This is a genomic window from Amycolatopsis sp. NPDC033938, assembly GCF_055575975.1.
Map to the genome: position 1 here is coordinate 232,226 of NZ_JBVIRO010000001.1, position 23,730 is coordinate 255,955.

23 protein-coding genes are annotated in these 23,730 nt (G+C 67.9%); 13 read left to right on the top strand and 10 right to left on the bottom strand.

The window, feature by feature from the left end; all coding sequences use genetic code 11:
* Positions 1–75 precede the first annotated feature (75 nt).
* The 5 genes from ACZ5ZX_RS01215 (at position 76) to ACZ5ZX_RS01235 (ending at position 4,381) form a co-directional block, all read left to right on the top strand.
* Positions 76–876 (top strand): response regulator transcription factor, encoded by an 801-nt coding sequence (locus ACZ5ZX_RS01215; protein ID WP_465500997.1) that lies wholly within the window; start codon positions 76–78, stop codon positions 874–876.
* Positions 877–1,014: 138 nt separating this feature from the next.
* On the top strand, positions 1,015–2,859 hold the full coding sequence (locus ACZ5ZX_RS01220; protein ID WP_465500087.1) for an acyl-CoA dehydrogenase: 1,845 nt from the start codon (positions 1,015–1,017) through the stop codon (positions 2,857–2,859).
* A 123-nt stretch (positions 2,860–2,982) separates the two neighbouring features.
* A complete protein-coding gene (locus tag ACZ5ZX_RS01225; protein ID WP_465500088.1) occupies positions 2,983–3,258 on the top strand; it encodes a GlsB/YeaQ/YmgE family stress response membrane protein in 276 nt (91 codons plus the stop codon).
* A 72-nt stretch (positions 3,259–3,330) separates the two neighbouring features.
* Positions 3,331–3,627: a GlsB/YeaQ/YmgE family stress response membrane protein gene (locus ACZ5ZX_RS01230; protein ID WP_181775301.1), complete on the top strand. Its 297-nt coding sequence runs from the start codon at positions 3,331–3,333 to the stop codon at positions 3,625–3,627.
* Between the two features lie 37 nt (positions 3,628–3,664).
* Entirely contained in the window at positions 3,665–4,381 is a 717-nt protein-coding gene (locus ACZ5ZX_RS01235; protein WP_465500089.1) for a leucine-rich repeat domain-containing protein, read from the top strand.
* A 4-nt stretch (positions 4,382–4,385) separates the two neighbouring features.
* Here ACZ5ZX_RS01235 and ACZ5ZX_RS01240 read toward each other — a convergent pair whose 3' ends face one another.
* Genes ACZ5ZX_RS01240 through ACZ5ZX_RS01250 form a run of 3 tightly spaced genes read right to left on the bottom strand, consistent with a single transcriptional unit; the run spans position 4,386 to position 8,419 of the window.
* Positions 4,386–6,248 (bottom strand): VanW family protein, encoded by a 1,863-nt coding sequence (locus ACZ5ZX_RS01240; protein ID WP_465500090.1) that lies wholly within the window; start codon positions 6,246–6,248, stop codon positions 4,386–4,388.
* A gap of 28 nt (positions 6,249–6,276) precedes the next feature.
* Positions 6,277–6,570 (bottom strand): GroES family chaperonin, encoded by a 294-nt coding sequence (locus ACZ5ZX_RS01245; protein ID WP_061981779.1) that lies wholly within the window; start codon positions 6,568–6,570, stop codon positions 6,277–6,279.
* A gap of 40 nt (positions 6,571–6,610) precedes the next feature.
* Positions 6,611–8,419 (bottom strand): NHL domain-containing thioredoxin family protein, encoded by a 1,809-nt coding sequence (locus ACZ5ZX_RS01250; protein WP_465500998.1) that lies wholly within the window; start codon positions 8,417–8,419, stop codon positions 6,611–6,613.
* Positions 8,420–8,607: 188 nt separating this feature from the next.
* Here ACZ5ZX_RS01250 and ACZ5ZX_RS01255 point away from each other — a divergent pair, with 188 nt between their 5' ends.
* Entirely contained in the window at positions 8,608–9,177 is a 570-nt protein-coding gene (locus ACZ5ZX_RS01255) for a hypothetical protein (RefSeq protein ID WP_465500091.1), read from the top strand.
* Positions 9,178–9,204: 27 nt separating this feature from the next.
* On the opposite strand, the gene ACZ5ZX_RS01260 is transcribed toward ACZ5ZX_RS01255, so the two are convergent.
* Positions 9,205–9,675 (bottom strand): SRPBCC family protein, encoded by a 471-nt coding sequence (locus tag ACZ5ZX_RS01260; RefSeq protein ID WP_465500092.1) that lies wholly within the window; start codon positions 9,673–9,675, stop codon positions 9,205–9,207.
* 35 nt (positions 9,676–9,710) lie between these two features.
* The gene (locus tag ACZ5ZX_RS01265; protein WP_465500093.1) at positions 9,711–12,056 is read right to left on the bottom strand and encodes an oxidoreductase; all 2,346 of its coding nucleotides are present in this window, start codon (positions 12,054–12,056) and stop codon (positions 9,711–9,713) included.
* A gap of 511 nt (positions 12,057–12,567) precedes the next feature.
* On the opposite strand from ACZ5ZX_RS01265, the gene ACZ5ZX_RS01270 reads away from it, so the two are divergent.
* From ACZ5ZX_RS01270 to ACZ5ZX_RS01285, 4 genes are read left to right on the top strand one after another with little or no spacing between them, the layout of a single operon-like run.
* Positions 12,568–13,062, top strand: a complete 495-nt coding sequence (locus ACZ5ZX_RS01270; RefSeq protein WP_465500094.1) for a hypothetical protein — start codon at positions 12,568–12,570, stop codon at positions 13,060–13,062.
* Positions 13,063–13,077: 15 nt separating this feature from the next.
* Entirely contained in the window at positions 13,078–13,677 is a 600-nt protein-coding gene (locus tag ACZ5ZX_RS01275; RefSeq protein ID WP_465500095.1) for a DUF3558 domain-containing protein, read from the top strand.
* Complete coding sequence (locus tag ACZ5ZX_RS01280) at positions 13,674–14,888, top strand: hypothetical protein (protein WP_465500096.1); 1,215 nt, start codon at positions 13,674–13,676, stop codon at positions 14,886–14,888. Before ACZ5ZX_RS01275 ends, ACZ5ZX_RS01280 begins: the two co-directional genes overlap by 4 nt.
* A gap of 2 nt (positions 14,889–14,890) precedes the next feature.
* Positions 14,891–15,634, top strand: a complete 744-nt coding sequence (locus ACZ5ZX_RS01285; protein WP_465500097.1) for an ESX secretion-associated protein EspG — start codon at positions 14,891–14,893, stop codon at positions 15,632–15,634.
* Here the strand turns inward: ACZ5ZX_RS01285 and ACZ5ZX_RS01290 are convergent.
* From ACZ5ZX_RS01290 to ACZ5ZX_RS01300, 3 genes are all read right to left on the bottom strand, one after another.
* A complete protein-coding gene (locus tag ACZ5ZX_RS01290; RefSeq protein ID WP_465500098.1) occupies positions 15,631–16,386 on the bottom strand; it encodes an amino acid ABC transporter ATP-binding protein in 756 nt (251 codons plus the stop codon). The two genes, ACZ5ZX_RS01285 and ACZ5ZX_RS01290, sit on opposite strands and share 4 nt — an antisense overlap.
* Complete coding sequence (locus ACZ5ZX_RS01295) at positions 16,383–17,186, bottom strand: amino acid ABC transporter permease (protein WP_465500099.1); 804 nt, start codon at positions 17,184–17,186, stop codon at positions 16,383–16,385. Before ACZ5ZX_RS01295 ends, ACZ5ZX_RS01290 begins: the two co-directional genes overlap by 4 nt.
* A 71-nt stretch (positions 17,187–17,257) precedes the next feature.
* The gene (locus tag ACZ5ZX_RS01300; protein ID WP_465500100.1) at positions 17,258–18,070 is read right to left on the bottom strand and encodes a basic amino acid ABC transporter substrate-binding protein; all 813 of its coding nucleotides are present in this window, start codon (positions 18,068–18,070) and stop codon (positions 17,258–17,260) included.
* A 148-nt stretch (positions 18,071–18,218) separates the two neighbouring features.
* Between ACZ5ZX_RS01300 and ACZ5ZX_RS01305 the strand changes: the two genes are divergently transcribed.
* Genes ACZ5ZX_RS01305 through ACZ5ZX_RS01315 form a run of 3 tightly spaced genes read left to right on the top strand, consistent with a single transcriptional unit; the run spans position 18,219 to position 21,675 of the window.
* The gene (locus ACZ5ZX_RS01305; protein ID WP_465500101.1) at positions 18,219–19,880 is read left to right on the top strand and encodes a circularly permuted type 2 ATP-grasp protein; all 1,662 of its coding nucleotides are present in this window, start codon (positions 18,219–18,221) and stop codon (positions 19,878–19,880) included.
* Between the two features lie 8 nt (positions 19,881–19,888).
* Positions 19,889–20,836, top strand: a complete 948-nt coding sequence (locus tag ACZ5ZX_RS01310; RefSeq protein WP_037307323.1) for an alpha-E domain-containing protein — start codon at positions 19,889–19,891, stop codon at positions 20,834–20,836.
* Entirely contained in the window at positions 20,833–21,675 is an 843-nt protein-coding gene (locus ACZ5ZX_RS01315; RefSeq protein ID WP_465500102.1) for a transglutaminase family protein, read from the top strand. Before ACZ5ZX_RS01310 ends, ACZ5ZX_RS01315 begins: the two co-directional genes overlap by 4 nt.
* On the opposite strand, the gene ACZ5ZX_RS01320 is transcribed toward ACZ5ZX_RS01315, so the two are convergent.
* Positions 21,672–22,676, bottom strand: coding sequence for a FecCD family ABC transporter permease (locus ACZ5ZX_RS01320; RefSeq protein ID WP_465500103.1), 1,005 nt, complete (start codon positions 22,674–22,676; stop codon positions 21,672–21,674). The two genes, ACZ5ZX_RS01315 and ACZ5ZX_RS01320, sit on opposite strands and share 4 nt — an antisense overlap.
* On the bottom strand, positions 22,673–23,704 hold the full coding sequence (locus tag ACZ5ZX_RS01325; RefSeq protein ID WP_465500104.1) for a FecCD family ABC transporter permease: 1,032 nt from the start codon (positions 23,702–23,704) through the stop codon (positions 22,673–22,675). Before ACZ5ZX_RS01325 ends, ACZ5ZX_RS01320 begins: the two co-directional genes overlap by 4 nt.
* Positions 23,705–23,730: the final 26 nt, after the last annotated feature.

The window sequence follows — 23,730 nt, forward strand, 5'->3', positions numbered from 1 at the left end:
GGGGGCCGTGGGCGCCGAATGGACTTCATGTCCTCTCGTCCGGGGATGACGGGCAGGAAAACGGAGGGGTCCGTGATGCGAGGCATCGAGCCGAACCGACCACAGCCCGGGAGGCCTGGCGGACCGCCACCAGGCGGTAGAGGCCTCGGCGTGGCCGCGGTCGATCCGATCCCGATCTTCTGCGAGGGCCTGAGCTCGCTGGTGCACCGCACGCCGGGGCTGCGGTGGCTCGGCCACGCCGGCAGCCACCACGCCGCGCTCCAGCTGTGCGAGCAGCTGAAACCGGACGTCATCGTGCTGGATTCGGCGCTCGACCCGAACTGCCATCTGTCCAGGTTGCTCAGCGGCGGAGACCCGGCGCTGGTCATCATCACCCTGGTCAGGGACACCAACCGCACGCAGCAGTACCTCGCCGCGGCGATCGCGGCCGGGGTGCACGCGATCGTGCCGCGAGCGACCGACGGGCGGCATCTGACCGAGGCGATCCGGCGCGCGCACAGCGACCGCCGCTACATCGACCCGACGCTGGCCGCGCTGACGGCGAGGCCGAAGCGTCAGCCCGTGCTCCCCAAGGACGGCGAGGCCCCCAAACCGGCGACCGCCCGCGGCCTGATGCCGCTCTCCCGCCGCGAGTACCAGGTCCTGCAGCTGGTCGCCGAGGGGCTGGAGAACTCCGGGATCGCGAAGATCCTGTTCCTCTCCGTGGAAACAGTGCGGACGCACGTCAAGAGCATTCTGCGCAAGCTTTCGGCCCGCGACCGGACACACGCGGTCACCATCGCGTTCCGCTCCGGAATCCTGATCGCCACCCCGGACGACGCGCACACCCCGGCCGAGGTGCCGCCCGCCACCACGATCGCGCCGTCACCCCGTTGAGACCCCCTGTATTGCTGATTTACACATCACAACAGTGGCCATTCACTTGCCGGAGTTACCGACAGGTAATATCCTGAAGTTACCGGCGAGTAGGGGACGTGTGCCCGGCCGGGGAGCCGAACACATTGGAGTGACGAAATGGGCCACTACAAGAGCAACGTCCGAGACCTGGAGTTCAACCTCTTCGAGGTACTCGGCGTGCAGGACCGCCTCGGCAAGGGCGTCCTCGCGGAATCCGACGAGGAGACCGCCCGGGGCGTGCTGTCCGAGCTGAACAAGCTCGCTTCCGGTCCCCTCGCCGATTCGTACGCCGACGCGGACCGCAACCCGCCGGTGTACGACCCGAAGACCTTCTCGGTGAAGATCCCCGAGTCGTTCAAGAAGAGCTACAAGGCGCTGATGGACGGCGAATGGTGGCGGCTGGGCCTGCCGAACGAGCTGGGCGGCTTCGGTCTGCCCCCGACCGTGCAGTGGGCCGCCGCCGAGCTGATCCTCGGCGCCAACGCGCCGCTGTTCATGTACATGGCGGGTCCGAGCTTCGCCGGGATCGTCGACAAGAACGGCACCGAAGAGCAGAAGCAGTGGGCGCAGATCATGATCGATCGCGGCTGGGGCGCGACGATGGTGCTCACCGAGCCCGACGCGGGTTCCGACGTCGGCGCCGGCCGCACCAAGGCCGTCAAGCAGGAGGACGGCTCCTGGCACATCGACGGCGTGAAGCGGTTCATCACCTCGGCCGAGAACGACATGGTCGAGAACATCATGCACCTGGTGCTGGCCCGTCCCGAGGGTCCCGGCATCGAGACCCGGCCCGGCACCAAGGGCCTTTCGCTGTTCCTCGTGCCGAAGTTCCACTTCGACGGCAAGACCGGTGAGCTGGGCGAGCGCAACGGCGCCTTCGTCACCAACGTCGAGCACAAGATGGGCATCAAGGCCTCCACCACCTGCGAGCTGACCTTCGGCCAGCACGGCACCCCGGCCAAGGGCTGGCTGCTCGGCGAGGTGCACGACGGCATCGCGCAGATGTTCCAGGTCATCGAGTACGCCCGCATGATGGTCGGCACCAAGGCCATCGCGACGCTGTCGACCGGCTACCTCAACGCGCTTGAGTACGCCAAGGAGCGCGTCCAGGGCGCCGACCTGCCGAACATGCTGAACAAGACCGCGCCGCGCGTCACGATCACCAACCACCCGGACGTCCGCCGCTCGCTGATGCTGCAGAAGGCCTACGCCGAGGGTCTGCGCGCGGTGTACCTCTACACGGCGTCGTTCCAGGACCAGGTGTGGACCGGCGAGGGCGACGAGGCTTCGCAGAAGGTCGCGCACGGCGTCAACGACCTGCTGCTGCCGATCGTCAAGGGTGTCGGCTCCGAGCGCGCGACCGAGCAGCTCGTGCAGTCGCTGCAGACCCTCGGCGGGTCCGGCTTCCTGCAGGACTACCCGATCGAGCAGTACATCCGTGACGCGAAGATCGACTCGCTGTACGAAGGCACCACGGCCATCCAGTCGCTGGACTTCTTCTTCCGCAAGATCGTCCGCGACAAGGGCGCTTCGCTGGCCTACGTCGCCGGTGAGATCACGAAGACGGTCGAGTCGGAGGTCGGCAACGGCCGCCTCAAGAACGAGCGTGGTCTGCTCAAGCAGGCGCTCGAGGACACCCAGGGCATGCTCGGCTCCCTGATCGGCTACCTGACCTCGTCGCAGGAGGACCCGCAGAACATCAACAAGGTCGGCCAGCACACGGTCCGCCTGCTGATGTCGGTCGGCGACCTGCTCATCGGCTGGCAGCTCATCAAGCACGCCGAGGTCGCCATCGCCAAGCTCGACGCGGGCGCGTCGGCGAAGGACACCCCGTTCTACGAGGGCAAGATCGCCGTGGCGTCGTTCTTCGCGAAGAGCGTGCTGCCGGAACTGACCGCGCGCCGCGCGATCGTCGAGGCCGCGGACAACAGCCTCATGGAGATCCCCGAAGCCGCTTTCTAAACGATTTAGTGACGAAAGGCCCTCTCCTCCGCGGAGAGGGCCTTTCTGGTTTCGAGGGGGTTTTCGGCGGGCATCTCCGTGCTGAGTCCGCCTCCCGGCGGAGACCTCGGCAAAGGAGTCTCAATGACAGTCACCGGCATCATCACGGCGATCGTGGTCGGTTTGATCCTCGGGGTGCTCGGCAGGTTCTTCGCCCCCGGCAAGCAGTCCATCCCCATCTGGCTGACGATCATCGTCGGTATCGTCGCCGCCTTCATCGGTACCTGGATCGCCCGCGGTCTCGGCTACGCGGACACCAACGGCTTCGACTGGCTCGAACTCATCACCCAGATCGTGGTCGCGGCCATCGGGGTCACCCTCGCCGCGAATCTCTACGGACGCCGGGGTGTCACCCGGTAAGGGGGCTTGAGGCGCGATGAGCCCGGATCGGTGCCACCGTGGGCTCATCGATCTCCAGCGAAGGAGGAAACCATGTTGGGTGGCCTTTGGGGCATCATCACCACGATCGTGGTCGGTCTGATCCTCGGTGTCATCGGCCGGATGCTGGCGTCCGGCGATCAGAAGATCCCGATGTGGCTGACGATCGTCGTCGGCATCATCGCCGCTTTCATCGGCAACTGGCTGGCCGGGGTGTTCGGGGTCCGTGACACGGCAGGCATCGACTGGATCCGGCACGCCTTCCAGGTCGGCGCCGCCGTCGTCGGCGTCATCGCCGCGGCCGCCATCTACGCGAAGGTCAAGGGCGGCGGGCACCGCGCCGTGACCTGACCAGGGCCCAGCCTGAGCAGCGCTAGGGTCGGCCCCTGTGACCACTCGACTCGAACTCAGTGGCCAGGGGCTGACCTCCCTGCGCGACCTTTCCCTCCCGGCCTCGCTCGAATATCTGGACCTGTACGACAACCAGCTGACCTCTGTCCCCGAGGAGCTGTGGTCGCTTTCCGGGCTGCGGGTGCTGAATCTGGCCACCAACCGGCTGACCGCCATTTCGCCTTCGATCGGCGCCCTGCGGCAGCTGCACACACTGGATCTGGGGCACAACGAGCTTTCGACGGTGCCGGACGAACTCGGCGACCTTTCGGGGCTGACGGAATACCTTTATCTGAGCGACAACCGGCTGACCGAGTTCCCCGCCGCGCTGTGCTCACTCGGGCGGCTGAAATACCTCGGCTGCACGGACAACCGCATCCCCACCTTGCCGGAAGATCTGTCCGGGCTGACGTCATTGCGTGAATTTCGCTTGTACGGCAACGGTTTGACCGAAATTCCGGAATCGATGGGAACGCTTTCCTCGTTACGGGAACTGCATCTGCGGAAGAACCGGCTGACGTCGTTGCCGTCTTCCCTCGGCCAGCTGACCGAGTTGCGTCAACTGGATCTGCGCGAGAACCAACTCACTTCGCTGCCATCCTCGTTGGCTCGGCTGTCCAAATTGGACAAGCTGGATCTTCGGTGGAACAAGGACTTCCGGGAGCCTTCGTGGCTCGCGGACTTCGAAGCCCGCGGTTGCATGGTGCTGCGATAGCCAGTCAGGCGCAGATGACCGTCGGACGCGGCGAGTAGGTCGCGTTGCGGGTCTCGCGGCGGACCTCGGTGCCGGAGACGACGTCGATCAGCACACGGGTGTCGGAAGTGCTGAAGCCCGCGGCACCGGGATCCGGCACACAGCCGGGGCCGGAGCCGACCTGCACCGGCTGCGGGACGTAGGAGTGCCGTTCGCCGCCGGTGCTCTGCACCGAAAACCGTTTGGTGCCCCAGATCCGCACGGTCACCGAACCGTTGGCGGGGATGACCTGGATGGCGATACCGGTCGGGGCGTCGTTGACGATCTGCATTTCGACCGGGGCGCCGTCGTCGCCGATGGCCTTCACGTCACGCGCGACCGGATAGCGGTCGAGGTAATGGTCGTGCTCCAGATGCCCGCCGTCGGCCAGCCCCGCCAGGTACGCGGCGTTGTAGAGCGTCGTCGCGAGCTGCGAGACACCGCCGCCGACCACGACCGGGCCGGTGCCGTCTTCGTTCACCGGCGCGGGGACGTAGCCCGCGTCCGCCGTCCTCGGCCCGGACCGCGCGCCGAGGCTGAACGTCTCGGCCGGCTTCACGATGGCGCCGGAGACACGGGTGGCCAGTGCCTGCACGTTCGTCATCGACGGCCCGCTCAGCCCCGACGTGGTGAACTCGCCGATGACCTCGTTGATGCCGAGGACGTTCGCGGCGTCGGTGCTGACGGCCGGGCTGCTGGCGTCGTAGACCGCCGTCAGCTCCCGCTCTTCACTCTTCGCGAGCACGGAGGTCAGTGCGGCGAACGTGCGATCCCAGTTGACCTTCCGCGCGTCCTTCGACGGCTGGACGGCCGGCCGGTCGCCGACGAAGACGATCTGCGCGTCCGCCCCGTCGGTCTCGGTCGCCTTCAGCTGCGGTTGCGCCGCCGCCCGCAGTTTTCCCTGGTCGATGCGGACTTCGAGAGCGCCGTCGTCGCGCGGGGCGAACTGGAAGGAGGCCGCGATCGTCTCCGGCTTCAGCGTCGCGTCCTTGCCCTCGCCGCGGATCACCACTGGTTTCGCCACGGCGGGGGTGACGATCTTGTCAAGCGCCGCGTGCACCCCTGTCGAGTTCGCCTTCACCGGCGCGACGTTCACCTTCAGCTCGACGCCGGCGTCGCTCAGCCAGCCGTCGGTGACCGCGGTGACCGCCGTCTTGACGTCGGCGAGTGTCTGTCCCGCCCGGGGTTCGACGGCGACCGGGAGGACACCGCCGTCGCTGCCCGCGACGGGCTGGAAAGTGATGTTCCCTTCGACCGGCGGGCGGTTCAGTTTCGCGGCGGCCAGCTCGGAAACGGCCTTCTCCAGCTTCGGCGCGTCGGTCCACGTCACGACGCCGACCTCGCGGCTGCTGAAGAACGACATCAGGCGTGTGTACGGGCTCAACGGCTGATGCCCGGCGCGGCCCAGCGTCTGCGGCCAGTCGAGACCGAGACCGGACGACGTGGGGTACAGCACCGTGCGGACGTCGCCGGCGCGGATCCGCACCGGCTCGATGAGCCTCGGCTCCAGCTCACGGCGAAGCTTCGACTCGGCCTCCTTGTGCGAGAGGCCACCGACGTCGATCCCCGCGACGGTGACACCGCGCGGAACGTCGCCGGCGCTGGAGATCAGGTCCACCGCGTACGCGAGCACGAACAGGCCCATGAGCACCCCGGCGACCATGAAGGCCTTGCCGACGGCCTTCCGGAACTTCGACGCGGGCGTCGGCGGCGGATGCACCACCCTGTCGCCCTCGAAGAGCTCGTCTACCAGGTCCTCGTCATTGTTTTCGACGGCACTGCCCGTCGCCGGGAGGAGTTCGTCGCCGAACAGGTCGGTGCCCGGCTTGTCGTGATCATCGCGTACCAACCCTCACCACTCCTCCCGGCGGCTGGAGTTACAGGTACAGACCCGTCCCGTGTTCGGTCCGCTCGGTCGCCACCGCGTGGATGTCGCGCTCCCGCATCACCAGATGCCCCTCGCCCTGGATCTCGACCTCGTGCTGGTCCTCCGGGTTGAACAGCACCCTGTCGCCGGTCTTGACGTTCCGTACGCTGTTGCCCACGCCCAGTACATCACCCCACGCGAGCCGCCGCGCGACCTGCGCGGTGGCGGGAATGACGATCCCACCGGAACTCCGGCGCTCGCCGTCCTCGGGGGACAGCTTCACGAGCACCCTGTCCTGCAGCATCTGAATCTCGAGTTTCGGCCCATCTGACACGAAGACGACTCTACTTACCCGGATCCCCGGCCATGACCAGGCTCAGCGCGCTTTCTCCACTGTTTTCGAACCGGACGGGCACGCCCCAGTCCTGCCGGGTGATGCGGCATGCGGGATGCTCGCCACCGTCGTCGCAGCTCGCGGCCTGCGCCACGATCTGCAAAACGCCTTCGGTGATCCCTTCGGCGAAGCGGAGCTTGCGGAACAGGTCGGTGCCCACGCCGGCACCGTCGGCCAGCAACTCCGGCGGCGACGCGCTGATCTCCAGTCGCGTCGAGGGTCCGAAGCGGTCGTCGAGCTTCTCCCCGGGCGGCGGGGTGAAGACGACGGAGAACTCCAGCTCACCCGGCGCCAGCACGGTCGGCGGGCGGCGGACCGCGTGCGCGTCCCCGGTGACGGCCTGCTCGCCGAGCGGCACGGGTCCGATCCGGCTCCCCGCCGACTCGACGACCAGCAGTGAGCCGTCGTGCACCAGCAGGCCTTGTGGCTCGGCGAGACCGGTCGCGAGCGTCGTCACCTGGCGGGTGAGCGGGTCGTAGCGGCGGATCGCGCCGTTGTAGGTGTCGGCGATCGCGATGGTGTCGTCGGGCAGCACGGCGAGGCCGAGCGGATGCTGCAGCAGCGCCTTGTCGGCAGGCCCGTCGACGTGGCCGAAGGAGAACAGGTCGACGCCGACCGCGGTGTGCACGGTGAACGTCTCGTCCTCGGGCTGAATCCAGCGCAGCGCCGACGTCTCCGCGTCCGCGAGCCAGAGCTTCTGCCCGTCGGGCGTCAGACCGGACGTCTGCGCGAAGAACGCTTCGTGGACGTCGCCGTCCTTCAGGCCCTCGACGGTCGTACCGGCGAAGCGGCGGATGGTGCCCGAGACCGGCTCGAACACGCTCAGCGTGTGATTGCCCGCCATGGCGACCACGACGCCGCCCGCGGGGCCCCACCAGGCGACGTCCCACGGGCTGGTGAGGTCGATGTCGAGCGCCTTGCCGGTGTCGACGCCGTCGCGCCACTGGCGGCCGGTGCCGGCGACCGTGCTGACCTCGCCGGTGATCAGGTCGATTCCGCGCAGCCGGTGACCGGCCGTGTCGGCGACGACGGCGTGGTAACCCGCGCGCTGCGCGACCTCGTACGGCAGCAGCGTGATCCCGGACGGCTCGGTGAAGCTCGCCAGGTCGAACGGCCCGTCCTGCGCGCCGCGGGCGCCGCTGCCGAAGCGGCGGATGATCGTCTCGCCGTCGGAGGCGAACTCGACGATCGAGTGGTTGCCGGTGTCGGCGACCAGGATCCGGCCCTCGGCGGTGGTGACGGCCTTGCTCGGGAAACGCAGTTCGGTGCGCTGCTCCTCGGCCGGGACGTACGGGTTGCCGCCGCGGCGCAACGTGCCCTTGGCCTCGTGCGTCGCGACGAGGTCGGCGATCACGCGGCGTAGCGCCTCGGCGTGTCCCTCTCCGGCGGCGACGTGCACGACGTAGCCCTCGGGGTCCACGACGACCAGCGTCGGCCAAGCCTTGACCGCGTACTGCGACCAGGTCGTCATCTGCGGATCGTTGAGCACCGGGTGGTGCACCTCGTAGCGCCGCACCGCCGCCTCGATCGCGGCCGCTTCACCCTCGTGCAGGAACTTGGGGGAATGCACGCCGATGGTCACCAGGACGTCGGCGAACTCGGCCTCCAGCGGGCGCAGCTCGTCCAGCACATGCAGGCAGTTGACGCAGCCGCTGGTCCAGAAGTCCAGCAGGACGACGCGGCCGCGCAGCCCGGCGAGCGTGAGCCGCTCGCCGCCGGTGTTGAGCCAGACGTCACCGGCGAGCTCGGGCGCCCGCACGCGGGACTGCGTTCGTGGAGAAGTCACGACAAGAGTGAACTACACCGGCCGTCGCTCTGTTCCAAGGTCCAGGCGTTGAGAGGGCGAGCTCACCCCGAGGGAGGAGGCTCATGTGGGTGATGAGGGCGGTGTGGGAGCGGCGTTAAAAGAGAAGGCGTCTCCGCGTCGCGCGACTTAGGCTCGAACACATGTCCACAGTTGAGCCCGCCTTCACCCTAGAGGAGGCACACGACCTCCAGGCGAGCTTGGCCGAACCCGTGCGCCCCGGGTTGAGCGAGGCCGAGCTCGACGACGTCGAAGCCCGTTTCGGCTTCCGGTTCGCCGCCGACCACCGGACCTTCCTCGCCGCCGGGGTGCCGATCGGCGACCGCTGGCCGGACTGGCGCTGCGGCAACCCCGAACAGCTGCGAAAACGACTGGACTGGCCGGTCGACGGGGTGCTCTACGACATCGAGCACAACGGCTTCTGGCTCCCCGACTGGGGCATGCGGCCGATCGACCTCGCCGACGCGCTGGCGCGGGCCCGCGAACACCTCGCGCGAGTACCGCAACTGGTGCCCGTTTGCGGGCATCGGTATCTGCCAGGGATAGCCGGCAGCTCGGGCTATCCGGTGCTGTCGGTGTATCAGACCGACATCGTCTATTACGGCTACGACCTGCGGGGATACCTGCGGCACGACTTCTGCGACCAGCCGCTGGGCCCGCCACCGCCCGGCGGGCCGCGTCAGGTCGAGTTCTGGTCGCGGTTCGTGGAGTGAGCTCGCCTCCCCACCGCGTTCAGAGGACTAAACGCGGGATTCGGCGGTGGCCTTCAGCCGGGCCAGGGTCGCGGCGATGTTCGCCCGGTTGGCGTCGTCCCGCTTCCACACCCCGGTGAACAGGGACGTCGGGCCCCGGAGCCAGCCGGGGCGCCGGTCCCAGGTGCTCTCGACGGCCACGCAGCCGTCACCCGTGGCCTCGATGTCGTACTGCCAGCGCGCGACGGGAAGTCCGGCGAAAGTGGTCACCTCGAACGCGAAGCGCTTGCCCTCGTCGGCGTCGGTGATCGTCGAAAGGGTGCTCCAACGGCGGATCCCACGACGGTTGCGGCCACGGAACTTCGCGCCGACAGCGACGCCCTCCGTGCCGCCGACCCAGCGGTGTCCCTCGTACTCTTCGGCCATCCCCGCGAGCGCACCCGGGTCGCTGACCAGGGCGTATACCTTCTCGGGCGGAGCGGCGATCGCGATCTTGCCGGTGGCGCTGGGTTCCGTCATCACATACCTCCGTACTGAGGGTATGTGAAATACCCTCAGTTGTCCCGCCGGAGCATGCGACTGATACCGGCGGCGACCGTCGTGGCCAGCACCCAGCCCGACGCGGTGAACCCGGCCGCGACCCAGTTGTCCACGCCGTGCATGTACCAGCGCGACTTGTTCCCGAAGTCGACGATCGGGACCAGGAGATCGACCGTGTACAGCACCGGATTCCACTGCAGCCCGGTGTCGTCCTGGTTGACCAGGCACCGCGGGCCGCTCACGGTGAGCTTGGGATTCGTGACGCAGTCGTCGACCCCGAGCCCGAACCACAGACTGCCGAGCACGAGCAGCGTCAGCAGCCAGCCGAGCGCGCGCACCGGACGGAAGCCGTAACCGACCATCGACCGCTGCAGCCAGCTCCACACATGCACGCCGGGCCCGAAGAACTTGAAGCCCTTCGCGAGCGCCTCGTACCGGAACTGCTGTTTCTTCAGCAGCACCGTGGAGGCGTGCTCTTCGTTACCGGACGCGCGCAGCGTCGCGGCCAGCTGGTCGTAGGGTCCCGGGCGGTAGCCGTCCATCGCCTTGCGCAGCAACACGATCCGATGGTCGATCGCCCTGTCGTCGTCGAGGGCGATGTCCTCCTGCAGCGCGTCGTACCGGAAGTCCTCCAGCTCGATCCCCGCCGCCGACGCCCAGAAGGCCTCGTTGTCACCCAGCGTGCCGCAATGCGCGCGCCGCAACACGATCCGGCCGTCCGGCGGAGTGCCGGGGGTGAGCAGGAACTCGTCGGCCGAAACGTCACTGCCGTCGAGCGCGATCCCGTGCTGCGGCAGGGAACCCAGCCGCGAACCGCGGAAATCGACCCGTCGCGCGACCTGGGCGCCGTCGAGGTTCACCCCGCCCTGCGCGACGAACGGACGCTCCTTGTTCTCCGTGAGGACGAGGTCACGGCCGATCCGCGCGGTGCGGACGTCCAGCGAGTAACTGGTGTTCGTCCGCGCGCCCGGCTCGGTCAGACTGGTACCGAAGAGGTTCACGCTGCCGCCGACCTCGGCACCCTGCAACCGCAGCGTTCCCTGCACGGTCGCGTCGGTCAGCTGGAAGTTCCCCGCGATCTTCGCGCGCCGCGCGGAGAAGACGTCGCGGCGCGGATGCAGGAACAGCGAGTTCCACGCGAGCACGTTGCCGCCGACGGTGATGTCGGCCAGGCGCAACTGTCCCGACGGCACCCGCAGGCTCGTGGCCTCGATGTCGCCGCCGATCGTCGTCCCGTCGAGATGGATCGCCCGGTCGTAGTACGGGATGCTCTGCCCGCGCACGACCTGGACCTCGGCACCGGCCAGCCGCAGCGAACCGCCGATCCGCGCGTTGACCATCCGCAGCGTCCCGGTCGCCTGCAACCCGTCGCTCAGTTCGAGGTTTCCGTTGACCGTCAAGCGATCCGCGACCAACGCCGGCCGAGGGTCGATGTACGGATCGTTCGATTTCCACGCGTCCACGACGATCGGCCCGGACTGGTTCACCGAGAGCCTGGCCTCGCGCATGATGATGTCACTGTTCACCGTGGCGCTCGGCAGGAACATGATCCCGCTGGCGGAGAAGCGTTTCCGCTGCGCGGCGGGACCGTAGTTGTCCACCTCGCACAGCAGGCTGCCACCGATGTGGATACCGTTTCCGTTGAGGGCGAAGCCGTCCCGGTTGTTGAGCGTCGCACCCGAGAAGTTGACGTTACCGCCTGCCCGCATCCCCGGGATGCGGACTTCTCCGTTGGCCACCAACCGATACGCGAGCAACGCGCCGACGATGGTGACCCGGTCGGCCTGGATCGCCTTGCCCCGCGGATGGGAGATCACCGTGCGCGTGAGCACGACCGACCCCTCGATGACCGCGTCCGTGAGGTTGACCGCCGCGTTCGGCATCCCGCGTTCACGATCGTCGCCGCGCTGGACCGTGGTCTCCTCGATCTCGTGCTCGCCGTCGACGTGCACGACACTGCGGATCAGGCGGACGTCGTTGCGGGTGCGGAGGTTCCGCGCCTTGAGCCCGGGCAGCCAGCACTTGCGGAACACGAGCCCCAGCAGATGCGCCTCGCGGACGTCCGGCGGATGCTCGAAGCGGCACCGCTCGAACCGGAACAGATACTTGATGTCCGCCGCACGCAGATCGAGCGTCCCGGTGATGTAGGCGTCCTCGACCTGCACGATCGGCGCGTTGGTCGCCTGACGGCGCCACCGGAGCAGACCGGTCGTGCCCGGCTTCATCAACTCGGACGCCGGGACCTCGTACCGCTTGTCGGGGTTCGGATCGAACGGGTCGAGCGGCGGCAGGGAGGCGTCACCGTTCGGCTCGCCCTCCCCCGGCTCACGCGGCCCGTTGTTGCGCCGAAAACCCGGCATCGTTTCGCTTCCTCCCCCGTCGTTCCCCGGCTACCAGCGAAGCCGATCACGTACCGGATTCGCAAGTGGCCCAGAGCAGTAGACCGGAACCTGCCACCGGATCACGACGGCAGAACGGCCACCGGGCTCCGGATCAGGCCGTTCGGGCCCGCGTCGGTGATCTTGGCTGAATTCGCCGCTGGACGGCTGGGTCGCTGCTACCGTTACTCACCGGAGTCAGAGGTGGACTACGGGTAGGTCGCGCCCTTCGCGGCCGGTAACGATGGCGCGCTGGGAAAGAACTGCGGGTGGATCTTCGAAGACGGCCGCCGCGTCGACCAAGAATCTCAAGAAGTCCTGACCTGGCGAAACCGTCGTTAAGGACAAAATACTTCCACCGTGCCCTCTTTGGATGGTGATCTTCCGCAAAGGGGCTGTTCGGCGGTTTACCTGCTGCTATCGTCACCGCTTGGAGTCAGTGGGGAACTACGGGTAGGTCGCGCCCATCGCGGCCCGTGCGGGGAGGCACGACATGACAGGAGCGGGCGGCGGCCCACAGGGGATCTACAACCAGCTGAACGCCACACCACCGCAGGCGCCACCGCAGGGCTCAGGGCTGATCCCGGGCGCCGCAGCGCCAGCTCCGCCGCCGAATTACGGCGAGCTGGGCAGCGGGCAAGCGAAGGCCGACTTCGCGGCCGCCTCGGCGAACAGCGGCTGGGAGTTCGACCCTGCCGCGATGGACGCCGTGATCAAACAGCTTCAGGACTGCATCGAGCGTGACTTCAGCCGCGCGCGAGCGGAAGCCAACAATCTCACCGGTATCGATGCCATGGGCGCCGAAGTCGCGAGTGACGGCTATGTCGCCAAGGCCAATGAGTCCGGCGCGGCCTACCAGTCGTTTCTCAACGGAGCCGCCGCCTACGCGCAGGCGTATATGCAAACCCTGATAGACATCAGAACGGCCTATCAGAACCAAGACCAGGCCGCACTCGACGCGATCCGCTCCATCGGAAAGGCTCTCTGAATGCGCTCTCGGTCCATGGTCGTCCTTGCCGTCGCCGCTTCCGCCGTGGCCCTGCTCGCCGGATGCGACGGTGAGAACCCCGGCAAGCCCACTGGCCAGCCCACGGCATCGTCCGCGGAGCCCGGTCTTCCCCGGGCAGGCGCTCCCAAGGTAGCGACCCCGTTGAAGACGACGGCTTTGGAAGCGAACGCATGTGACGCGGCCAGCACGTCGGAGATCAACAGTGCGGGTGTGACGCTGAAGACGGCCGAGCCGCAGGAAATCGCGGGCGGCAAGGGATGCCTGTGGATCCTCACGAACACTTCCGGGACAGTGACCGGGAATCTCAACGTCAGCCAGCCGGACGGGCTCAGCCACTTGTACGCGCTCAAGGCGCAGGGCAGTGGCGTCACGACGTTTCAGCCGGTTGCCGACATCGCCGGCTACCCAGCGGTCGTTTACGCCAACGGCGGTGAGGGCCCTGGGGTGTGCAATCTGGCGATCGGTGTTCGCGACGACATGATGTATGTCCTGACCACACAACTTTTCAGCGGCAGCCCCAAATACAACGATGCCTGCGGTCTCCTCACGAAGTTCGGCGAGTTCGCGGTTCAGCATCTGAAGGCGGCGCAATGACTTACAGCGGTTGGGAGATCTTCGAAAAGCTCAACGCCAACCCCAACACGACGAAGCGCCTGGACGCCGCCCAGGTTTCGTCTCACAAACTCCTGGTCATCCACGAAGACATCAGCAAGGCGTTGGAGTCCAGTCAAACGGCGCTGAGCTCCTTCTGGAAGGGCAAGGCCGCCGACAGCGGCACAGCCGGTCTCGCTCCGCTCATCGCGACCTCCAAGATCGCGGGCGAGAACATGGACCGCGCCCGGCAGTCGATGTTCGACCAGAACGCCTCCTTCCATTACACGCGCGGCAACGTCCGTCCGGTCGAGAAGGAGCGCGCCGGGGACAGCGGGCCCGAGGACATCTTGTCCATCGGCGCGAGTGACGACGAGATCGCGGCCGCGAAGTTCGACGCGGACACGAAGCACAACGTCGAAATCTACGAGCCGTACTACCAAAGCACTCAGCCCCGGCAGCTGTCGCTCGCGCCGGTCTACCCGGCCGCGCACGATCCGAACGTCTCCGCCGGTCCGATCACGCCGGATCCCATCGACCCTGGTCAGACCAAGGTCAGCGGGTTCAGCGGCGGGCATTCGGGCGGGGATTCGGGGCGGCATGGTGGTCCCGGTGGGGGATACACCGGCGGGCCGAGTTCGTACAGCGCGCCGCCCGGGGCCGAGGGTTATCAGGCGCCGAGGCCGCCGCAGGTTCCGCAGCCGCCGAGGATGCCGCAGATGCCGCGGCCGCTGCCGTCTCCGCGACCGAACGACGGCACCGACCTCTCGTCCGTGAAACCCGCGCCCGCCATGCGTCCTGGCGATTTCCGGCCGCCCGGCTTCGGGCCCGGCGGTGGAACCGGCAGCGGCCCGAGCGGAGGATTCGGGCCTGGAACGGGTGGGTTCAGTGGCGGATTCGGGCCTGGTGGCGGGTTCGGACCCGGCGGATCGGCCGGTGGGCCGGGATCGATGGGGCCTGGTCGCGCGGTCGGGGCCGGTATGCCCGGCGAAGGCGCGATGCGCGGCCCGGCAGGCACGCCGGCCGGTGGATCCGCGGCGGGCAGGCCCGGTGCGCCGGGCATGGGCGGCGGCGGAATGGGCGCCGGTAAAGGCGGCAAGGGCGGCGAGGACGAGGAGCACCAGCGCAAGATCACGCTGCAGGAAGAGGACGGCGACACCATCTTCGGCGGCTACGACGGTGACAAGCCGGTCCCGCCGGTGATCGGCGCATAGCCGTGCTCCAGAAGCCTGTCGAGCTGACGCTCCAGACCTACGAAACCCTGCTGGACCAACACAATCTCGGCGACATCCATCCGACGCTCGTTCGTGGCGCGCAGTGGTACCTGCCGGAGGAACGCCGTGAGCTCGCCGCCACTGCCCAGTCCGAATTGGACAGACAGGGTCTGCTCCGGCGCGGCCGTGCCGACGACGAGTTCCTCGACACGCTGCGTTTTCTGCAGCGGCCGGCGGTCGAGTACTACTCGTGGGTGAAGTCCGAGGGGCGTGAACGGACGGTTCGCGCCGCCGGCAGCGGCCGGGAAGCGGTCACTGTCGTTTTGGTCGACAAGGTCGTTTATCTGACGCCGACCCGGCCGGACACGCTCGCGCAGGATTTCACCGGGCTGCTCCCGGAGGCACCCGCCGCGCGGACGCCTTCGCTGAACTGCGCGGAAGCCGATCTGCAGGTCCTCATGAAGGGCGAGCTGCTGACCGGCACCGGCCCGAGTATCCGCGACGCCAAGAAGATCCTGCAGTGGATCCGGTCGCCGCACACCTTCTTCGGCAGGCTGTACGTCGCCATCCGTGACGGCGGCGGCAACCGGAAACGCGTGGAGCGGCCACCTGGCTGGATGGACACCGAGCAGGGCCGCGTCGTGTTCGGCCCGGACGCCAAGGGCTGGGTGAGCCTCATGGGCGCCGGGCCGCACGAAGTCGCCGCCAAGGTGATCCAGCTGGAGTCTCAGCTCCGAGGACGTTAGCCCTGGTGGTTCGGGTTCAACACCCGCGAGAGGAACGTCTTCGTGCGTTCCTCCTGCGGGTCGCCGATAACCTGATCCGGCGAGCCCTGTTCGACGACCACGCCGCCGTCCATGAACAGCACGATGTCGGCCACCTCACGCGCGAACTGCATCTCGTGCGTGACGACGAGCATCGTCATGCCCTCCTGCGCCAGCTGCCGCATGACCGCGAGGACGTCGCCGACCAGCTCGGGGTCGAGCGCCGACGTCGGCTCGTCGAACAGCATGACGTCGGGGTTCATCGACAGCGCCCTGGCGATCGCGACGCGCTGCTGCTGTCCACCGGAAAGCTGCGTCGGCAGTGAAGTCTCCTTCTCCGCCAAGCCGACCTTCGCGAGGTTCTCGCGCGCGATGCGCTCCGACTCCTCCTTGCCGCGCTTCAACACCTTGCGCTGCGCGACCGTGAGGTTGTCGAGCACGCTCAGATGCGAGAAGAGGTTGAACGACTGGAAGACCATGCCGATCTTCGTGCGGGCTCCGTCGATGTCGACGTCCGGATCGGTGATCTCGCTGCCGTTGACCACGATCTTGCCCTGCTGCGGTTCCTCGAGGAGGTTCACGCAGCGCAGCAACGTCGACTTGCCGGAACCGGACGGACCGATGATGCAGACGACCTGGCCCCGTTCGACGTGCAGGTCGATGCCCTTGAGCACTTCGAGGTCGCCGAACGCCTTGTGCAGCCCCGAAACCTCGACGATCGTCTGGGTGCTCATACCGTCCCTCCGCCGGGCACTCCGGCCCCGTATTTCTTCTCTAGCCGCTGCTGAAGGATCGACAGCGGGATGGTGATGACCAGGTAGCAGAGACCGGCGACGACGATCGGGGTCAGCCCCTTGGCCTCGAGCAGCGCCTGGCGGCTGAACTGCGCGAGTTCCTGCTGTGCCGGCGTGGTGCCGAGCAGGAACGCCAGCGAAGAGTCCTTCGTCAGCATGATCAGCTCGTTGGCCAGCGGCGGCAGGATGATCCGGAACGCCTGCGGGATCACGACGGTGATCATCGTGCGAGCGGGCGACATGCCGAGCGAACGCGCGGCTTCGACCTGTCCGCGCGGGACCGCCTGGATACCGGCGCGGATGGTCTCCGCCATGTAGGCCGAGGACACGATGCCCAGCGCCAGCATGATCGCGACGTTGCGCGGCAGCTGGGTGCTGAACGCCGTTGGCACGCCGATGCCGACGGCGAGGAAGATCAGCAGCGCGGGCAGGCCGCGGAAGAACTCGATGTACCCGCGCGCGAACCAGCGGTACGGGCCGACCGAGGACAGTCTCATCAGCGCGAGCAGGAGCCCCAGCCCGAGACCGAGCACGAAACCGAGCGCGGTGAAGATGACGGTGTTCTTCAGCGCGACCGTGATCACGTCGGGGAACTGCTTCGCGGCGACGTCGAGGTCGAAGAACGCCTTGCCGATCTTGCTCCAGTCGGCGAGCAGCGCGAGAACGATGACGATCACCAGCAGCAGGACGTATTGCCCGGTTCGGAACGCCGAACGTCGCTGGCGGCGGCTCAAAGCCATTTCTCTCCTCAAACAGGTGGCGACAAACCTGTGGCCGGTGCGCTGGGCACCGGCCACAGGGCGGCTTCAAACTAGTTCGACGCAGCTCCAGGCTGCCAGGTCGGCGCCTTGCCGAACCACTTCTGGTAGATCTGCGCGTACGAGCCGTCCGCCACGGACGCCTTGAGGACCTCGTTGACCTTGCCGAGCAGGGCGGTGTTGCCCTTCTTCACGCCGATTCCGTAGAACTCGTTCGTCTTGAACTCGGTGACGACCGCCGTGTCCGGGTTCGTCTTCACGAAGTCGTAGAGCACGCCGTTGTCGTTGACGCCCGCGTCGATCGTGCCGTTCTTGACGGCCTGCTCCAGCAGCGCGAGGTCGTCGTAGGTGACGATCTCGGCACCGGCGGCCTTTTCCTTGGCGTAGTCGGCACCCGTGGTGGCCGACTGGACACCGATCTTCTTGCCCGCGACGTTGGACAGATCCTTGATCGGCGAACCGGCCTTGACCAGCAGCGCCTGGGTCGCCTCGAAGTACGGGTCGGAGAAGTCGAACTTCTCCTTGCGCTTGTCGGTGATCGTCATTCCGGCGGCCGCGAGATCGCACTGGCCGCTGTTCATCGCTTCGCCGGACTCGATGTTCTCGAAGGCGATGTCGACGATGCTCTGCTCGACACCCAGCTTCTTGCCGACCAGGTCGACCAGGTCGACGTCGAAGCCGACGATCTTGTCGCCCTGCTTGACCTGGAACGGCTGGTAGGGCAAGTGCGTGCAGGTGGTGACCTTGCCGGAAGCGACGAGCTGGACTCCGCCTGCTGCGGTACCGCCTTCCTCACCGCAAGCGGACAGCACTCCCGCGGCTACGGCGAGCGCCGGGATCAGGGCGAGCGCTTTCAATCGGGCCACGTCGTCACTCCTTGTAGTTCCCATGTGTCGAGAGCACGCATATTGCCACTCATCCGGCGGCAAGCACAGCACCGCGACGTTACAGGGCCGTTTCGGCCGTCACTGCCCTTACGTTGGGTATCGCGCCGACATGGCAGGGTGAGCGAGTATGGCGACCATGAACAACAACTCGGCGCCGCGCCTTCCGCCGTCGGGCCGCCGCCCGCGGGCGACGACGTCGGCGCGGCGGGCGGCGAAACCCGGAGCGCAGTTCGACGGCTATCTCTCCCCGTCGCGACCGCACGCGGGCGCGTACGACGAAATGTTCACCACCGACGGCACGGTCCGCCAGCCGTATCGGGCGCTGTACGAGTCGATCTCCGCGCTGACGTCGGCGGATCTGTCGTCCCGCTCGGCGGCGATCGACCGCGCCATGGTGGATCAGGGCATCACGTTCTCGCTGTCCGGTCAGGAACGGCCGTTCCCGCTCGACCTGGTGCCGCGCGTGATCACCGCCGTCGAATGGGGCAAACTCGAACGCGGTGTGGCGCAACGGGTCCGCGCGCTGGAGGCCTTTCTGGCCGACGTGTACGGCGATCGGCAGATCCTGCGTGAAGGTGTTCTCCCGCGACGGCTGATCACCTCGTGCGAGCATTTCCAGCGCGAGGCGTTCGGGATCAATCCGCCCAACGGCGTCCGTATCCACGTGTCCGGTGTGGACCTGGTGCGGGACGAGGAGGGCACGTTCCGGGTGCTGGAGGACAACCTCCGCAACCCGTCCGGTGTGTCCTACGTGATGGAGAACCGCCGCACGATGGCGCGCGTGTTCCCGGACCTGTTCGCCCAGCACCGGGTCCGCCCGGTCGGCGATTACGCCTCCCATCTGCTGCGCGCGCTGCGGGCGGCGGCCGCGGCGAACGTCGCCGATCCGATGGTCGTCGTGCTCACCCCCGGCGTGCACAACTCCGCGTACTTCGAACATTCGCTGCTGGCCAGGCTGATGGGCGTCGAGCTGGTCGAAGGCCGCGACATGTTCTGTCGTGACAACGTCGTCTATCTGCGCACCACCGAGGGTGAACAGCAGGTCGACGTCATCTACCGGCGGATCGACGACGAGTTCCTCGATCCGGTGCACTACCGGCCGGATTCGGTGCTCGGGGTCGCGGGGGTCCTCAACGCGGCCCGCGCGGGAAACGTGGTGATCGCGAACGCGGTCGGCAACGGTGTCGGCGACGACAAGCTCGTCTACACCTATGTACCGGAGATGGTGAAGTACTACCTCAACGAGAAGCCGCTGCTGCCCAATGTGGACACCTTCCGGTGCTGGCTGCCGGACGAATTCGACTACGTCATGCAGCATATGGAGGAGCTGGTCGTCAAACCGGTCGAAGGCTCCGGTGGTTACGGCATCGTCTTCGGACCGGAAGCGACGCCCGCCGAGCTGACCGCGCTGAAGCGGAAGGTCCGCGCGCACAGACGCGGCTGGATCGCCCAGCCCGTCGTCCAGCTGTCCACCGCTCCATCCAAAGTTGACGATCGGCTCGCGCCTCGGCACGTCGATCTCCGGCCGTTCGCGGTCAACGACGGCAAGGAGATCTTCGTGCTGCCGGGCGGGCTGACCCGCGTGGCACTTCCTGAGGGCAGCCTCGTGGTCAACTCGTCACAGGGCGGCGGGTCGAAGGACACCTGGGTGCTGGCGGCGCGGTCTTCCACCGCCGAACGCGAGCTGGAGCGGCCTGCCCTCGGCGAGCTGTCTCAAGTGGACGGTCTGGTCGCCGAGCAGGGTCCCGAGCTGACCACGACCCAGCAACAGCAGCAGCAACAGGCATAGGGGGTACCGTGCTAGCCCGTAACGCGGAATCGCTGTACTGGATCGGCCGGTACGTCGAACGTGCCGACGACACCTCCCGGATCCTCAACGTCTCCGTGCACCAGCTGCTCGAAGACGCGAGCGTCGATCCGGACCACGCGAGCCGTCAGCTGCTCGCCGTCCTCGGCATCTCGCCGGAGGGCATGGACTCGCTCGACGTGTGGAAGCTGACCGAGCTGGTCGCCTACGCCAAGGACAACCCGGCGTCGATCGTCGGGTCGATCAACTCCGCCCGCGAGAACACCCGCGGCGCCCGCGAGGTCGTCTCGACCGAGCTGTGGGAATGCCTGAACGCGACGTGGAACGCGGTGCCGGACAGGCAGCGGTACGCACGCCGCGCCGGCCCGCACGCGTTCCTGTCCTTCGTGGAGGAGCGCGCGGCGATGTTCGCCGGTCTCGCGGATTCGACGATGAGCCGTGACGACGGCTGGCTGTTCATGGTGCTCGGCCGTTCGGTCGAACGCGCGGACATGGTGGTGCGGCTGCTGCTTTCGCGGGTTCAGGACAGCGCGTCGTCGCCGGGCTGGATCACGGTGCTCCGGTCGGCGGGCGCGCAGGACACCTACCTGCGGACCTATCGCGGCGCGCTCGACGCCGCCCGTGTCGTGCAGTTCCTGTTGCGGGACACGCTGTTCCCGCGTTCGGTGTTCCACGCGCTGCGCCAGGCCGAGGAATGCCTGGAGCAACTGGATCCCGGGGTCAACTCGCGCACCAACGAGAAGTCGGAGGCGTTGCGGCAGCTCGGCCGCGCCCGCAGCGAGCTGGAGTTCCTGCGGCCTTCGGATCTGCTGGAGGATCTGCCGAAACGGCTCGGCAGCCTGCAGACGTCGATCAAGGACATCGGCGACGCGGTTTCGGTGCAGTTCTTCCATTCGTCGCCGTGGGTGGCCTGGAGCGGTGCGGAGGTTTCGCTGTGACCTGGCAACTTCGGGTGGCTCACCGGACGGGGTACCGGTACGCGACACCCGCCACGCAGTCGTACAACGAGGCGCGGCTGACCCCGCGGTCCGATCGGCGGCAGGTCACCGTCGTGAACCGGGTCGAGACGACGCCGGCGACCCGCGCCTACCGGTACACGGATTACTGGGGCACCGTCGTCACCTCGTTCGACCTTCACGCGCCGCACACCGAGTTCACCGTGCTCGCGACGTCGGTGGTCGAGACCGCCGACGAAGGCGAGCCGATCCGCTCGGCGTCGTGGAAGGACCTGCGGAGCGACACCGTGGTCGACCACCGCACCGAGTACCTGACGCCGACGCCGTACACGCCACGCGATCCGGAGCTGACGAAGGTCGCGCGCGAACTGCGGAAGGGGCTCGACCCGGCCGAGGCCGTGCTCGCGGTCTGCGAATGGGTCAACCAGCAGCTGAAATATCAGCCGGGAACGACCGGTGTGCACAGCACGGCGACCGACGCCTGGCGTGCGCGCGAAGGGGTTTGCCAGGACTTCGCGCATGTGACACTGGTGATGCTGCGCGCGATCGGCGTCCCGGCGCGGTACGTCTCCGGATACCTGCACACGAAACCGGAGGCGAAGCTCGGCGAGACGGTCGAAGGCGAGAGCCACGCCTGGGTCGACGTCTGGACCGGCGGCTGGTGGGCCTACGACCCGACGAACGCGATCCCGGTCGGGCCGCGGCACGTCTGGGTCGCCTACGGTCGGGATTACGCCGACGTCCCGCCGCTCAAGGGCATCTTCACCGGCGGTGGTCAGTCCACTTTGGACGTCTCGGTGCAGCTGACGCGGCTGACCTAGGCCCGCCGCCGGAGTAACAACCAAAGGAGATAGGCGCCGCCGAGGGCCGCCGCGACGACGCCCGCCGGCAGCAGCGACGACTCCAGCAGGCGCTGGCCGAGGTAGTCCGCCGCGACGACCAGGGTCGCGCCGACGAAGACCGACGCCAGCAGGTTCGGCCCCGGCAGGCGCGTCATCCGGCGCGCCAGCTGCGGTGCGGCGAGTGCGATGAACGGGAGCGGCCCGGTCGCCGCGGTGGCGGCGGCGACCAGCGCGACGGCGACCAGTACCAGGGTCAGCCGCACGCGAGGGACGTCGACGCCGATGCCGGTGGCGGCGTCGTCCCCCATCTCCAGCATGCGCAACGCGCGGCCGTTCACGAACACGACCGGGGCGAACACCGCCACCGCGATCGCCAGTGGCACGAAGTAGTTCCAGTCACGTCCGGCGAGATCACCGACCAGCCAGCCGACCGCCTGCGCGGCGGCTTCGAGGTTCGCCTTCACCAGCAGGTACGAGTTCACGCCGACCAGCACCGCGCTGACCGCGATCCCGAGCAGCACCAGCCGCGAACTCAGCAGACCGTGCGGCGCGCACAGTGCCATGACGACGGCCGCCGTCAGCAGGCCGCCCGCCAGCGCACCGAGCGAGACGACGGCGGGGCCGCCGCCGAAGAACAGCAACGTCACGATGCCGCCGGTCGCCGAACCCGTGGTGAAGCCGATGATGTCCGGGCTGCCCAGCGGATTCCGGGTCACCGTCTGGAAGATCGTCCCCGCCAGCGCCAGCGCGGCGCCGACGAGGATCGCGACCAGCACGCGCGGCAGGCGTCCCATGACGACCAGGTACTGCGCCTTCGTGCCCTGACCGGCCAGGGTCGTGAGCACTTCGCCGGGGCTCATTTCGTAGTCGCCGGTCCCGACCGACAGCACGACCAGAGCCAAGGTCACCAAGGCCAGCGCGGCGACGACGACCATCGATCGACTGTCCAAACCGGACTCACGGCGGACGAGCGAGGTCATCGGCGCACCCCCTTCAGTCGCCGGGCCACGATCACGAACGCGATCCCGCCGACGACGTCGGTCATCACGCCGACCTGGATCTCACCCGGCGAACCGAGCAGCCGGCCGAGGACGTCGCAGCCGAGGAGCAATACCGGCCCGAGCAGTGCCGAAAGCAGCATCACCCAGCGTTCGTCCTGGCCGATCAGCGACCGGACCACGTGCGGGATCATCAGCCCGACGAAGGCGATCGGCCCGCAGGCCGCGGTCGCCGACGCCGAGAGCAGCCCGACGGCGACCATCCCGGCGACCCGGACGAGCGCCGGGTTCGCGCCGAGACCGCGAGCGGTGTCCTCACCCAGCGCCAGCGCGTTCAGCGCGCGGGCCAGCACGACCGCGACGACCACGCCCGCGACGAAGAACGGGAGCAGTACGGAGAGGGTGTCCAGGTTCCGGTTGACCAACGAGCCGACCAGCCAGAACCGCATGGCCTGCAGATTGTGCGTGTTGATCATCTGCAGGCCCTGGTTGATGCCGACGAACACCGCCTGGACCGCGACCCCGGCCAGTACCAGCCGCAGCGGGCTCGTGGCGCCCCGGGTCCCGCCGATCACCGAAACCAGCGCGGTACCCGCCAGCGCTCCGGCGAAAGCGAACCAGACGTACTCGCCGGGCGAAGTCACCGAGAACACCGCCGAGCCGAGCACGATCGCGACGGCGGCGCCGTGGTTGATGCCGAGCAGACCGGGTTCCGCGACCGGGTTGCGGGTGATCGCCTGCATCAGCGAGCCGGCCAGCCCGAGCGCCATCCCGACGAGTACACCCAGCACCGTCCGGGGCAGGCGATCGTCGCGGACGACGACGTCGGTGTAGCGGCCGTCGTAAGCGAAGAGGGCGTGGAGGACTTCGCCGAGGGAAAGGCGATTCGAGCCGAACCCGATCGACAGCAGGATGACCGCGGTGAGGGCGACCAGCGACCCCACGAGGACCAGCGTTCTCACGGAAACGCCGGTCCGGGGTGATCTGACGCGCTCCGTGACCTGGACCATGGCCCTCAGAGTAAGCGAAGGCTAGC

Coding starts and splice junctions, on each gene's coding strand:
- ACZ5ZX_RS01215 (WP_465500997.1), top strand. CDS start 76: ATGCGAGGCATCGAGCCGAACCGACCACAGCCCGGGAGGCCTGGCGGA.
- ACZ5ZX_RS01220 (WP_465500087.1), top strand. CDS start 1,015: ATGGGCCACTACAAGAGCAACGTCCGAGACCTGGAGTTCAACCTCTTC.
- ACZ5ZX_RS01225 (WP_465500088.1), top strand. CDS start 2,983: ATGACAGTCACCGGCATCATCACGGCGATCGTGGTCGGTTTGATCCTC.
- ACZ5ZX_RS01230 (WP_181775301.1), top strand. CDS start 3,331: ATGTTGGGTGGCCTTTGGGGCATCATCACCACGATCGTGGTCGGTCTG.
- ACZ5ZX_RS01245 (WP_061981779.1), bottom strand. CDS start 6,570: ATGCTGCAGGACAGGGTGCTCGTGAAGCTGTCCCCCGAGGACGGCGAG.
- ACZ5ZX_RS01255 (WP_465500091.1), top strand. CDS start 8,608: ATGTCCACAGTTGAGCCCGCCTTCACCCTAGAGGAGGCACACGACCTC.
- ACZ5ZX_RS01260 (WP_465500092.1), bottom strand. CDS start 9,675: ATGACGGAACCCAGCGCCACCGGCAAGATCGCGATCGCCGCTCCGCCC.
- ACZ5ZX_RS01265 (WP_465500093.1), bottom strand. CDS start 12,056: ATGCCGGGTTTTCGGCGCAACAACGGGCCGCGTGAGCCGGGGGAGGGC.
- ACZ5ZX_RS01270 (WP_465500094.1), top strand. CDS start 12,568: ATGACAGGAGCGGGCGGCGGCCCACAGGGGATCTACAACCAGCTGAAC.
- ACZ5ZX_RS01275 (WP_465500095.1), top strand. CDS start 13,078: ATGGTCGTCCTTGCCGTCGCCGCTTCCGCCGTGGCCCTGCTCGCCGGA.
- ACZ5ZX_RS01280 (WP_465500096.1), top strand. CDS start 13,674: ATGACTTACAGCGGTTGGGAGATCTTCGAAAAGCTCAACGCCAACCCC.
- ACZ5ZX_RS01290 (WP_465500098.1), bottom strand. CDS start 16,386: ATGAGCACCCAGACGATCGTCGAGGTTTCGGGGCTGCACAAGGCGTTC.
- ACZ5ZX_RS01295 (WP_465500099.1), bottom strand. CDS start 17,186: ATGGCTTTGAGCCGCCGCCAGCGACGTTCGGCGTTCCGAACCGGGCAA.
- ACZ5ZX_RS01305 (WP_465500101.1), top strand. CDS start 18,219: ATGGCGACCATGAACAACAACTCGGCGCCGCGCCTTCCGCCGTCGGGC.
- ACZ5ZX_RS01320 (WP_465500103.1), bottom strand. CDS start 22,676: ATGACCTCGCTCGTCCGCCGTGAGTCCGGTTTGGACAGTCGATCGATG.
- ACZ5ZX_RS01325 (WP_465500104.1), bottom strand. CDS start 23,704: ATGGTCCAGGTCACGGAGCGCGTCAGATCACCCCGGACCGGCGTTTCC.